Origin of the sequence: Nocardia sp. NPDC005366 (assembly GCF_040606855.1) — a bacterium.
GTDB lineage: Bacteria > Actinomycetota > Actinomycetes > Mycobacteriales > Mycobacteriaceae > Nocardia.
Window position 1 is genome coordinate 23,450 of sequence record NZ_JBEXFQ010000052.1, and the last position, 11,236, is coordinate 34,685.

At 60.2% G+C, this 11,236-nt stretch carries 9 protein-coding genes and 2 pseudogenes; 4 read left to right on the top strand and 7 right to left on the bottom strand.

Annotated elements, in window-relative coordinates:
- Positions 1-135: 135 nt before the first annotated feature.
- The 4 genes and pseudogenes from ABZS43_RS34030 to ABZS43_RS34045 all read left to right on the top strand — a co-directional run.
- Positions 136-1,740, top strand: a complete 1,605-nt coding sequence (locus tag ABZS43_RS34030; RefSeq protein WP_355040114.1) for an FAD-binding oxidoreductase — start codon at positions 136-138, stop codon at positions 1,738-1,740.
- A gap of 20 nt (positions 1,741-1,760) precedes the next feature.
- Complete coding sequence (locus ABZS43_RS34035) at positions 1,761-2,600, top strand: SDR family NAD(P)-dependent oxidoreductase (protein ID WP_355040115.1); 840 nt, start codon at positions 1,761-1,763, stop codon at positions 2,598-2,600.
- A 269-nt stretch (positions 2,601-2,869) separates the two neighbouring features.
- A pseudogene (locus ABZS43_RS34040) lies at positions 2,870-3,114 on the top strand (IS3 family transposase); the annotation flags it as partial.
- Positions 3,115-3,799: 685 nt separating this feature from the next.
- Positions 3,800-3,961 (top strand): annotated as a pseudogene (locus tag ABZS43_RS34045) (ATP-binding protein); the annotation flags it as partial.
- Between the two features lie 142 nt (positions 3,962-4,103).
- Here the strand turns inward: ABZS43_RS34045 and ABZS43_RS34050 are convergent.
- The 7 genes from ABZS43_RS34050 to ABZS43_RS34080 all read right to left on the bottom strand — a co-directional run bounded on the left by ABZS43_RS34050 (position 4,104) and on the right by ABZS43_RS34080 (position 11,168).
- The gene (locus tag ABZS43_RS34050; protein ID WP_355040124.1) at positions 4,104-4,763 is read right to left on the bottom strand and encodes a hypothetical protein; all 660 of its coding nucleotides are present in this window, start codon (positions 4,761-4,763) and stop codon (positions 4,104-4,106) included.
- A 202-nt stretch (positions 4,764-4,965) separates the two neighbouring features.
- Positions 4,966-5,415: a hypothetical protein gene (locus ABZS43_RS34055; protein WP_355040116.1), complete on the bottom strand. Its 450-nt coding sequence runs from the start codon at positions 5,413-5,415 to the stop codon at positions 4,966-4,968.
- A gap of 609 nt (positions 5,416-6,024) precedes the next feature.
- Positions 6,025-7,230 carry a restriction endonuclease gene (locus ABZS43_RS34060; RefSeq protein ID WP_355040117.1) on the bottom strand — a complete coding sequence of 402 codons (1,206 nt, stop codon included), beginning with the start codon at positions 7,228-7,230 and terminating at the stop codon, positions 6,025-6,027.
- 61 nt (positions 7,231-7,291) lie between these two features.
- Positions 7,292-9,481, bottom strand: coding sequence for an AAA family ATPase (locus ABZS43_RS34065; protein ID WP_355040122.1), 2,190 nt, complete (start codon positions 9,479-9,481; stop codon positions 7,292-7,294).
- Entirely contained in the window at positions 9,366-9,815 is a 450-nt protein-coding gene (locus ABZS43_RS34070; protein ID WP_355040123.1) for a pentapeptide repeat-containing protein, read from the bottom strand. Before ABZS43_RS34070 ends, ABZS43_RS34065 begins: the two co-directional genes overlap by 116 nt.
- A 196-nt stretch (positions 9,816-10,011) precedes the next feature.
- On the bottom strand, positions 10,012-10,539 hold the full coding sequence (locus ABZS43_RS34075; RefSeq protein ID WP_355040118.1) for a hypothetical protein: 528 nt from the start codon (positions 10,537-10,539) through the stop codon (positions 10,012-10,014).
- Positions 10,540-10,583: 44 nt separating this feature from the next.
- Positions 10,584-11,168 (bottom strand): hypothetical protein, encoded by a 585-nt coding sequence (locus tag ABZS43_RS34080; protein ID WP_355040119.1) that lies wholly within the window; start codon positions 11,166-11,168, stop codon positions 10,584-10,586.
- Positions 11,169-11,236 lie beyond the last annotated feature (68 nt).

The following is an 11,236-nucleotide window of genomic DNA, read 5'->3' on the forward strand; positions in this document are numbered from 1 at the left end:
CCGCACCCCCTTGACGCACCCCTTGTCGCATCCCGACAACTCAGACAGGTTTCTTGTCGGATAACGACAGTGCGACGGACAAAAGCCCTGTGATCTACTCATCACCACGCCCCGACGACGCCTTACAGGAGTAGCGTGAAACCCACGAAAGTTGCCTTTTCCCAACAAGATTCAGCCGCAGAGACATCCTCCGGGCTGGCCGCCTTGCGGGCCATCGTCGGCGCCCAGCACGTCTCGACTTCCTATGAAGACCGCCTTGCCGCGAGCGACCCCTACGCTCCTGCCGAATGGGAGGAGCAGATGCTCCCCCTGGCCGTCGTGCACCCGGGTAGCACCGAGGAAGTCCAGGCGCTCGTTCGCGCAGCCAACGAGCACGGGCTGAACCTATGGCCGGTCTCTCGCGGGAAGAACAACGGGTACGGCGGGCAGTCGCCGCGCTCGAGTACCAGCGTCGTAGTGCACCTCGGCCGGATGAACCAGATCCTCGAGATCAACGAAGAACTCGCTTATGCCGTGGTCGAACCCGGAGTCTCGTTCTTCGACCTCTACGAGGCGCTCGGAGAAATCGATCACCGCCTATGGATGGACTGCCCCGACCTCGGGTGGGGAAGCGTGCTCGGCAACGCACTCGAGCACGGGATCGGCTACACGAACTACGGCGACCGGGCCTCCAGCATATGTGGCATGGAGGTCGTGCTGCCCACTGGCGAAATCCTGCGCACAGGAATGGGTGCGCTCCCCGACAGCCCCACATGGCACGCGGCCAAACGCACATACGGGCCCTCGGTCGATGAGCTGTTCATGCAGTCGAATCTGGGCATCGTCACCAGGGTGGGCGTGTGGCTGATGCCAGCACCCGAGTGCTATGCGCACGGGATCATCACGGTGCCGGAGGACGCGCATCTCGAGCCGCTGGTCGACCTCTGCCGAAAATTCGTCCTCGATGGAACGCTCGAGGGCCAGCCCGTGCTGTTCCCGCCCATGGCTGCGATGACCATGATGATGAAGAAGAAAGACATTCATCCCGAGGATGGGCCCATTCCGGCCGAGGTCATCGCTGCTATGGCGAAAGCGTTCGGACTCGGCACCTGGAACGTGAAGTTCCCCATGTACGGCAGGGAAGCCGAGGTCGATCTCCGGCTCGAAACGCTTCGGCGTGCCGTCGAGGAGACGATTCCCGGCGGTGCCGTCGTGGTGCAAAAGTATCGCGGCTTGCCTCCGCTGAATAGCAGCCAGTCCGAAAAGGTGCACGCGGGGGTGCCGAGCCTCGACATGCTCGAAATGCTGAACTTCCTCGGTGGGGACCAGCCTGACGGGCACATGATGTTCTCGCCGATCCTGCCCTTCACCGGCCGGCATGCACGCGAGGTACTGGACCTTGTCGACAAGGCACTCAGCAAACTCGGGATCGAGTACGGGACAAACTTCGTCATGCACGGTCGTTACCTGACCGGGCTCTGCCTGCCGTACTTGCCCAAGGGCGACGTAGCGGTTGCCGAACGGCTGCTCAAAGCACTCCAAGCCCTGATCGTCACCGCAGCCGAGCAGGGCTACGCCGAGTACCGCACCCACGTGCTGCTCTCCGACGTGGTGGCCGATCAGCTCGATTTCAATAACCACGTGCTGATGCGCACGCTCGAATCGATCAAGGATGCCCTGGATCCCCGAGGAATTCTGGCACCGGGCCGAGCAGGCATCTGGCCGTCTCACCTCCGCGAGACCGGCATCGCGCGGTCCTGATCGCAGAACAGGAAGAAACCATGAAAACCATTGAAGGACGCACCGCCGTCGTGACCGGTGCAGGCAGCGGCATCGGACGAGCGCTAGCGCTGGAGCTGGCCCGCCGGGGCGCACGCATCATGCTGGTCGACATCGACGAGCCGGGACTAGCAGAGTCACGGGAACTCGTCGCGGCAGCCGGCGGGAACGCGGAAGTGTCACGGACCGACGTCACCGATCCGGCGGCAATGCAGCGGCTCGCCGACGACACCGTTGCAGCGTTCGGTGCCGTGCATCTGCTCTTCAACAACGCTGGTGTCGAAACGGGCGGACCCATCGAGACGATCCCCTTGGAAGCCTGGCGATGGGTGCTCGACGTGAATTTCTATGGCGTACTGAACGGCTGCCGCACGTTTCTACCCCTCCTCCGGCAGCAGGAAGAGGGACACATCGTCAACACAGCCTCTGTCATGGCGTTCCACGCCGGGGTGCCGACCTTCGCCCCCTACGCGGTCTCCAAATTTGCGATTCTCGCCTTCAGCGAGGCGCTTGATATCGAGCTTCGGACGAGTGGCACCCCGATCGGTGTTTCTCTCCTCGCGCCGGCCTTCGTCAAGACGGAGATGCCCAACGCCGAGCGGAACGCACCGCAGGGGATTCCGCGGTCGGAAGACAACCCATTCCGGGCGATGGTGATGGAGCAGGTCCGAACGACCGTAGCCGAGTCCGGACTCGAAGCCGCTGAGGTAGCTCGGCAGGCACTCGACGCGGTCCTCGAGAGCCGTTTCTACATCCTGCCCAACCCTGACGAAGCAATCATGAGCATCGAGGGTCGCTTGGCTTGGATGCGAGAGAATATTCCCATGCAGATGCCCCAGTGAACCCCGCGTCGGGCCCGGTCGAAAGCGGGCTGTTCGGCGTATGCCGCCGCGGCACATCCACACCCCTGGCACCAACCTGATAGTCGGATGCACCGAGTGCGCGGAGAACAAACGGCAGGGTGCGGGTGACGGCGGTGTCGACTTGTTCACCGGCCAGCAGCGACGTTCGAGAGGGGCTGCTGCACGATGAGGTGACAGTGTGCCCTGCCCTGCTGGTCGGGTTCCAGTTCAGGTGGCTAACTGATGACCTGTCCGAAAGGCTGACAGTCATGCAACGTGCCAATCATCCCGAGTTCCGCAGCAGAGCAGTGCCTTGGTCCGTGCGGGACGACCGGCGAAACCGACCGCGGTCGACCTCATCCACTCGGTCACGTTGTCGAAGTGGTTGTGTCAGGACGACATCGACCACGGACGCCGCCTGGGGACACCGTCATCGGAGACGGCCGAGCTGCGTGCGGCCACGCGGCGGATCCATGAACTCGAGACCCAGTTGGCCATCATCCGCCACGCCGCGAAGTCCCTCCAGGCGGACACCGAGGGCCGACCGGCGCCCGGCGGCGGTGAGAGGGCGGAAGCGTAGGCGACGGGGTCGAGTTCGAAATAGTCGATCTCGCTGTCGAACTGGAATTTCATCATCCACGCCACCAGCTTCGCCGCCGATGGCTCGGCGGTGGCCGCCGTCGTGGCGTGCAGGTGCAGCAATCGGCGAATCGCGTCACCGATGATGCCGCTGGAACGTCGGCGCGGGCGATGACGGTCAACGCGCTGGATAGCGCCCTCTGCGTCGCCGAGAACACCACCGCGGGATGCTCAGTGGCCACAGCGTCCTCAAGGATGTCCACCGCCTGGTGCATCTGTTTGCCGTGTGTGCTCGCCGCGCTGCGGCGATACAACTCGGTGCGCGTCCGGATCAACGGCAGGACAGTGTTCGCGAGGTCGACCACCCCACGATTCTGCCTCGAGCGGGCCGACGTGCTGAACGCAACTTAGGGTCCAGCCATGTCCCTCACAGTCCCTTTCAGCTCTCTACCAGGGCCAACAAGGACTCTAATACCGACCGGTCTCATCCATTGGGAACGGGTCACTATCGTGCCGGGCAAGTTGGACCGACAAGCACCCAAGGGTAGACACTGCACGACCACGCACTTTTCTGTGAATAGCTTCACCTTCGTATATAATGTGAGGATAGATCCGGAAATATGCTGGAAAAAGTCACAATCCACAACTTTAAAATTTTCAGGGAGTTCTCATTAGAGTTCAACCCTGAATTGAATATCATAGTGGGCGACAATGAGGCTGGTAAGTCGACCATCCTCGAAGCGATCGGCATCGCACTAACTGGCCGGATACAGGGTCGGCAGCTACATTCCGAACTAGCTCCTCACATATTCAATCAGACCGCCGCAGCCGAGTATACGGACAAAGTAAACAGTGGCGTAGCTGCGGATCTTCCAGAGATAATCATCGAGTTGTTTATGCGGCTGAGCCCGGAAACCGCCAAGTTTAAAGGCACCAACAACCGAGACAAAGAAGATACTGCTGGTATACGAGTTCGCATTGCATACGATCAAGATTATGCGTCCGATCAGAGTCGGCCGGGCCGACAACATATGCCCAGCTGTCGAGCAGTTCCGCGGGTGTCAGCGCATCGACAAGTTCGTACATTCGAGGGTCATGAATGTCATCGAATGATCCTTTGACCTGCAATAGGTTCCCGTGCCCCGAATGCGTTGCCAGCTCCCGCGATATGGTTCCGTCGGCATGCGCTTCCAGCCACGTCACGGCATCCAATCGATCGTCCTCCGACTGCCATGTGTCCGAGTGGCCGATCAGTTGGTATAGCGTCGGAACCGCAGCCACAGCAGCATTGTGGACTTCGAGTGCAACCTCCCACGGTTCCCGCGTCGCTAGTAGCCGATCAACGTGCTTCTGGTAGTCAGAGTCGTTGCCGCGCAGGGTATTCGTTGGTCTGAGAAGCCAGGATGCAACGTCACTCGGCAGTTCATGCGAGAAAAACTGCTTGACGACATCCCGAAGCTCATCAGTCCATTCCTGGACGTCATAGCCAACGTCGCCCCCATTCATGTTGTACTCGTAGATATTCCCGAAGTGTGCATCGAGATAGTTTGCGAGCAGCTCGAATTTGTTGCCTGATACTTCCACCTACCCGCATTATGGATCGATTGAACGGATCAGTCAAGCATCGACAATTGACGAATTATGCAGACTTGCAATATAATCCGAGTAAGATCTTCGGCATCGTGGTTTCTACGCCACATCAGCGGGAGATCTTTTAATTTGTAATCGCCGGTCAGAGCCCCGCTGCCGCGATCGGGAAAACCGGCACGGTTGATGCCGAATATTCCTATCGCGCTATGAAGTCCACGAAAGTCTCGACATTTCCCGGCTGCATTCCGGTATCGGTCAATACCTTGAAATCGCACCTGCTCCGCAAGCCGTACCAGCGCCCTCTGTCGATCCGAACACTTGAGTGGAGCAGATAGTCACGCGGAATGTCAGGATGACTGTCCGAGTACCCCGAGATGCCGTTTATTGTCGTTCGGCAGCTCATCGACCCATAAACAACATTCTGGGTCGATGCTGTGAGTTTCAAAGACCAGGCGAGAGTGCCTGTGCCGTAGTCCATCTGACCAGTGAATCGAGCGACGTTGTTCTGATACTCTTTGTACGGCTTGCTCTGCGTGAATTCCAGGTTAGCGGGATTGGGTTCCGCCGCCGCTGGCCCAGCAGAAATCAACAGGGCGGTTGCAGCTGAAACCAACGCCAAAATAAGCTTATTCACTTGTTCCCCCATGTATATTTCTGTTTAAGATTCGACCCAAGTTATAAGTACCGCACGTCGATCGTGCGAGTCTTGTTGGGCAAACTCATATTCTACGTCGACAACGTCCCCGATATTGATTGCGTCGAAATTTCTTCCCCGCAGAGAATCCAAGCCGAACCAGATTTGGTCACCGGTCACGGCCTCGACAATCCCGGTTGCGCGCTTCCTGTTCCAGCGCCAAATCTTGCCCCGCGCAGTGTGAACCCCCTCAGTCTGCATACGACGGACGTTACAGGGTTGACGCCTCCCTCGCAATCGTCGTCGAACGCGGCGAAGCAGACCTGGGCAACGGTCCTGGAAGGATGCTTGAGCGGGTGACCGGTCGAGTTCCGCGTGTTGGGCCTGGCTTTCCGCGCCACTGACCACTGATCGAAGGCCATGATCGCGCAGGTGTGAAGCATGTCACTTGCCATGCTTCACCCTCGCCGAATCCGGCACCAACACACCGGCATTCGCCAGCATGCGGGGGGGCAGAGGAATACCGAGTTCGGGTCTGTCGGAAGACTCCACAGTTCCCGATCGGCCGACTAGTGACGATCGTGACCTGCGATGCGCAGACGCGGCATCAACAAGGTCAATTCACGCCAGCGCGAGTCCTTGGGTGCTGCCGAGGACTGTGTAGTTGGGGTGGTCACCGGCTTCGAGAATAAGCCGATCGACTGCGTTCAGCAGATCTTGCGGCGGTAGTGTCAGATCGAGCGAGTGGCTGTGAATGGTGATGTCTGCGCCGATGATCTTGGCGGTGCGGGGTTGGATCTCGCCTTTCGCGTAGATCAGGTGGCCTGTGCGGAGTTTCAGTGCTGTGCAGTAGGCGGTGAGCTGGTACATGTCGGCGTTCGGGCCGAGTTTTCCGGCTCTGAGCGCTTTATACTTTGCGTCGATCACGGTGACGGGTGTTCCGGTGGTGTCGAGCCAGGTCAAGTCCGGTTCGATTGTGACGGTATTTTCGTGGTCGAGGTGCCAGGTGCCCCGGTTGGCTGTCGGGCGCGCTGCTCGTCCGGCGCGGCGCACGATCGCGTCGGTGGCTGCGGTCATCAGGAAGTCCTCGAATACCTTCCACATATCGACCACGAATCCGCGGAGGATCACCTTACCGATCCGGTGCTCGACCGAGCCGTGGTGGATTATCAGCTCGGCGAGGTGCAGTGCCCAGTGATATCTGCTGTTCAGCCGGTTCGGGATCCAATCGGGTTCGTTGCCGCGAGTTGGTGCGGTGACATCGGCGAGTGTTCGGCGGATTCGCGCGAGTCGTGTACGTAGACGACTCGGCAGGCCGGTGGTCGTGAGAAGTGTGAGGGTGGCAGCCAGTAGCAGTTGGTTTTCGGCGATGTCTTCGTCGTATTCGTCGTAGCGGATCTCTACTGGGAGTAGAAGGCCGAATCGGCGGGTCATCTGGTCGCCTGCGCGGAGCCGACCTCGCAGAACCGCGGAGGCGTCCTCGACCTCACGGTAGCCCGATAGCAGTCCCTTCGATATCGCCTGTTCGGTGGCGAGCGCGAACGCTTCGGCGAGGGCTTCGACAAAGTCGGTGGCTGTGTCGACCATCGTGGTGTGTCGGGACCACCAGGAGGGGTTGCTGGCGTAGCCCATCATCCACAGCACGTTGCTGATCGGTGTTTTCGGCTCGACTCGGACTGTGAGCGCGCCGACGGTGACGGCACCGACCTTCCTGGTTACCGAGAGCGCGAACACTCCGGGCTCGACGGTAGGTGTGACCGCGACGAGTGATGTCGCGGCGAGCGCCGCGGCGAGTTCTGGCGACAGCCGCAGCCGTGGTCGACACATTTTGCATCCTGTGCAGCCGTATGCGCATCGTGGGCGCTCGTACAGGACGACGGTGGTCGGATCATCCATCGGTAGGCAGTGTCTTATCGATTGCTTCGAGACTGTATCGGGCGTTGATGTCCACCGTGTGGTCGCCGAAGTGGAACTCCTCGAGGAGGGGGACGATCGCGGTGTCCCATACTCTTGCGAGTCCTCCCTCGTTGTGGACTGCGGGACGCATGAAGTACGAGGGTCCGATCTGGAAGTCGGGGTCGTCGATGGTGGCATTGAGTGCCGCGTGCAGGTCCGCCACCCTGGACGGGTATTTGCGGGCCGCGAGCCAACGACGCAGCATCGATCGTGTCGGTTCCTGTTGCGGGTGCAGTGGAACGAACGCGAACCGTCTGCGCATGGCTGTGTCCACCAATGCGATCGAGCGGTCGGCGGTGTTCATCGTGGCGATGACAATCAGGTTGCGCGGCAGGTAGAAGGGTTCGTCCCCGTGGGACGAGTACATGAGATCGATCGCCTCGTCGCGGTATTCGAGCAGGAAGTACAGCTCCCCGAAAATCTTGGCGAGGTTGCCCCGGTTGATCTCGTCGATGATCAGCACGAACAGCTGTTCGGGATGCTGACGAGCGCTCGCGGTGAGCTGGCGCATGGGTCCGGGTTTGAGCTCGAAGCCGACCTGCCCGTTGCCTTGTGTGGAGGGCCGGAATCCCTCGAAGAAGTCTTCGTAGCTGTAGGCCGGGTGGAACTGCACAATTTTGACGTTGCCCGGATTGTCGGGACCGACGATATGTCGTGCCAGCGACTTGGCGATGTAGGTCTTTCCGGTACCGGGCGGCCCGTAGAAGATCAGCTGCGGCCGATCGCGCAGCAGGTCCACGCACCGGACCAGCCAGTCGAGATCAACGTGCAACGATTCCGCCAGTTCCTGGTCCGGATCCGCTATCTGGAACTCCGTGGCAGCCGCGATGGGACCGTCATCATCTGGCTCGGCGATCGTGTCATCGATCGTGGTGGCCGACGTCGTTGCCGGTCGCCAGATGGGCTTCCACCGGTCGCTGTAATAGTCGATCGGGCCGTTCTGCTCGGCCTCGAGTGCGCGACTGATCTCATCGAGGTCGACATCGACGTCGTCCGAGGTGGCACCGGAGAGATAAGACGCGAAGGCATCTCGGATCAACCGTCGGTGGGTCGCGTTGACGATCGGCCGGAAGAACTTCGGAAAAGCGAGATACTGCAGGGCGACACGCTGTACGGGCTCCTTGGGGTCCGGAACCTGGGCCAACGCCGCGCGGAACGCCAAAGGGTCCTCGGCCAGCGCACCCCGGTCGGCATCGCTGAACGAGTTCACGTGCAACCCGAAGTTGATGAGAAGTTGCAGTTGTGACCATCGCCGAACACCGAAGGCCGTTCCGCCGTTGAAAGCACCGACTTGCACCGCGTCGATGACATCATCGGGAACCTCGACCAGCTCTGTCATCATGCCCAGCACCTGTCGAACATGGGATGCTTTCGTTCGGCCCAGGTAGTTCGACAGCGGAAGCACGTTGGTCAAGAGCAGTTCGGCGAAGAGTTGGATAGCCCCGTCGCTCGCATCGCTGAACTGATCTGTCAGTTTCTCGAAGAAGCCCTTGCCCGAGCTCAGGTCCGGACGATCGACGTAGACCGTTTTCAGCTCAGCGAAGTGAGCATTCGACCAAATCGGTTGGCCAGGTGTAAGTACCGAGTCACCTCGTAAATACCCATCGACGATCAATCGACGTCCCACCGCTTCGAGCTCGTCCAGGCCAGCTCGGCCTTTGGTCGTGTACTCACTGCTCATGCCGCATCTATACCCGACCGGGCCACCGCTGTACACGTCGCAGTCCGCGACGGACGTTTCTCCGTTGCGCTGGAGGCAATTCCGAAGGCGTCGAACGATCGACGGGGCTCGGGTTCCCCGCCAAGTGCCCGATTCAACGGGCGGCCACCCACGAGCCATTCCGCTGTGCTTGTGGTTCACGGACCTGTGTCGGCCTGGTGTACCTCGACATCGGCTGCGCCGTTCGAGGCGAAACCAATCCAGTAGTTCGGGTCCATCCAACAGGCGCGGCGAATCGACCCCGATATCAACAGGTCCCGTGACCAAGCCAGTGGAACCATTGACATCACAGCCCGCAAGACGTGTACCCGCGAACCATGTTCTCCCGAAGGTACAGTCGCGGAGGACGGCCTGCCCGCAGATCCGCCCCATAGAACGACGTGCGTTGCAGTCGGGCGCCATTGAGGTCAGCGCCGAGCAGATCCGACTCGCTGAAATCGGCTCGTTGCAGTTGAGCACCGCGCAGCTTCGCGTGCCGGGCGTGGCAGCCCCGGGCCTGAGCCTTACGAAGGTCGGCACAGCCGAGGTCGGCTTCCGACAGTTGTGCCCCGGCGAGCCACGCCGTGTACAGATCGACGCCCACGAGCGGCACGCGGGTCAGTATTGCCCCGCTGAACTCCGCGCCGAGCAGGTCCAGCCCGGACAGGTCCGCACCGGTGAAATCGAGCCCGTATCCTATGGAGAAGTGATGATGCCGTCTGTTCCGAGTCCGGATCCGCGGAAAGCCCTCGCAGATAGTCGGTCAGCACCTGGCGAGCTGACGGATCCTCGGGCCATCGATGAACATCGCTCAGTGAACGACCGTGTGTGGTTGGTACCACTGCCAGAGCACCTTTACTGCTACTGCGGATTGGTCGGTTGCCGCAGCAAGGTTGGCCAACTCAGGCCGTAGGCGCGGCGGGACCGGGGCCTCGGATGGATTCCTACAGGATTCAATCATCGGTCGCCACAATGAGGAGAACCGAGTTTTCGGTCCTGTTTATTGCGACGAACTCATGAAACTCGATATGAATATCGGCATAGTCATTGGATGCCGAGCTGTCGAGCTGCCCGAGTAGGTAGCAGCTGGTTACAGTTCGGATCGGATCGCGAATCTGGCGAGTTATTTCCGACTCGAGTGGTGCTGGAATCTCACCGCAACCAGCGAGCCAGCTTTCGAGTACATCCAGGGCAGATTGCACTTCGATCTGTCGATATGTTTCCGGCGAGATCCTAGCTCGCCAGTACGGGCCGTGCCGCAGCCCTTCGAGGTCGATGCCACCTCCGACATAGTCGTCCGGGAACTCGGCATGCGCGATCAGGGCCTCAAGGATCGACCAGTCGGTCCACTCCGGCACCAGCAATTCGAACTTCTTGGCATCGATCCAGCGGAAACGATGCTTGCCTCTATCTTCGAAATCGAAGTCACGAAAGTTGATGAACGATTTCCCTGCATATTCGAGGGCGTTATCACTCTTCAATCCAACCTCCGAGGCAAGTGCGTCTGAATCTTCAGTACAATACATTACTCGCCGATGTGCCATCGTTTGGTATCTACGCCTGGGACATTGTTGAAATCTATGGTCGCACCACCCGATCGACTGAATGGCCGATAGTTTACCGTCGACTTGGGATCGTCGGAAACATTCCAGACCTCGATATCACCCTTCGGGGTATGTTTCACCTCGTCAGGTGGTCCAAGTCTGGCAATCAGCTCTTGATGGGCTCGCTCGACCTCTGCCGCGGACACGATCTGAACGCCAGCGGCGTCTTCATCTCCGATCGGATTTCCCGAGTCGTCTGTGACGATGTCCTTCACCGTCGCCGATATTTCCTCGACCGTTTTGCCGCTCGAACTCGAATCCGCACCATCCTGGCTGTTGTCACCGACGATTTTGACCGTCATGGCCGCGATACCGGCGAGTGCGGCGTTGATGCCGTTCTGGGTGAGGTCAGGGATCGCTGTGAAAACACCGGAGGCGCTTCCGGCGACAACGACAGCACCGAAGATCGCAAGGACACGACTCGCGGTGACGGTGGTGCGGATCAGCGTGGCCGTCGTGGTGACAATCTCGGCGGCGATCAATCCGCCACCGGCAGCGGCGGGCACGGCGGCTGTGCCCGCGGTCACGACCGCCAGGACTCCGACGACCAAGACGGTCACCACGATCGCGCCGG